Source organism: Massilia sp. CT11-108, from assembly GCF_047302915.1.
GTDB lineage: Bacteria > Pseudomonadota > Gammaproteobacteria > Burkholderiales > Burkholderiaceae_D > Telluria > Telluria orientalis.
Genome location: NZ_JBKYMO010001164.1, coordinates 1 through 583, shown reverse-complemented (window position 1 = coordinate 583; position 583 = coordinate 1). Strand labels below are relative to the sequence as shown.

Genomic DNA, 583 nt, shown 5'->3' with positions numbered 1-583 from the left:
CCGTCTTGCGGCGCGCCCAGCGGCGCAGGAAGCCTTCGTCCGTCATCCGTGCTGGCGGCCGCGGCGCGGCTTCGGTTGGTAGTGCGCGCGCAGATAGCCCGCGAGCCACGCATAGATCTCGGCCGGCATCGTCACGCCGTCCGCGTTTTCTCCCGAGTCGAACATGCGCGTGCCCTCGACATAGCTGACCGATGCGCGCACGGGCATCGCGCGGCCGTTCTCCATCCGCCACAGCACGAAGACCTTCGATTCGGGCGCAACGCAGTTCTCGTAATAGCCTTCGTTCTCGTCCGGATACAGTTCCAGTTCGAGGCCGGAGACGAGGTAGTAGTCGCGCCCGGGCGTCTGGCTCAGCACCTGCAGCGGCGGCAGGTCGCCGCGGTCCGGCACGACGCCGATCGCTTCCCAGGCCTCGTCGGCCCAGCGGTGCTGGAGGGTCCGCCGCTGCATCAGCACGGCGATCGGCATGGATCCCATCTTCATCTGTTGTTCACCTTCGGCGTGCCTTTCTGGACGGTCGGCGGCGTGCCCGCCGGCTCGGCCCGCGTCGGGTGGGCCTTCACGTCCGCGCTGGGCGGCGCCG

General features: G+C 69.3%; 1 protein-coding gene. It reads right to left on the bottom strand.

The annotated features are described in order from the left end of the window. Positions 1-42: 42 nt before the first annotated feature. Positions 43-483 carry a DUF3305 domain-containing protein gene (locus ACEN88_RS33755; protein ID WP_413346721.1) on the bottom strand — a complete coding sequence of 147 codons (441 nt, stop codon included), beginning with the start codon at positions 481-483 and terminating at the stop codon, positions 43-45. Positions 484-583: the final 100 nt, after the last annotated feature.

What these genes read in the sequence shown, in the direction of transcription:
- ACEN88_RS33755 (WP_413346721.1), bottom strand. Translation starts at nt 483, where the DNA reads ATGAAGATGGGATCCATGCCGATCGCCGTGCTGATGCAGCGGCGGACC.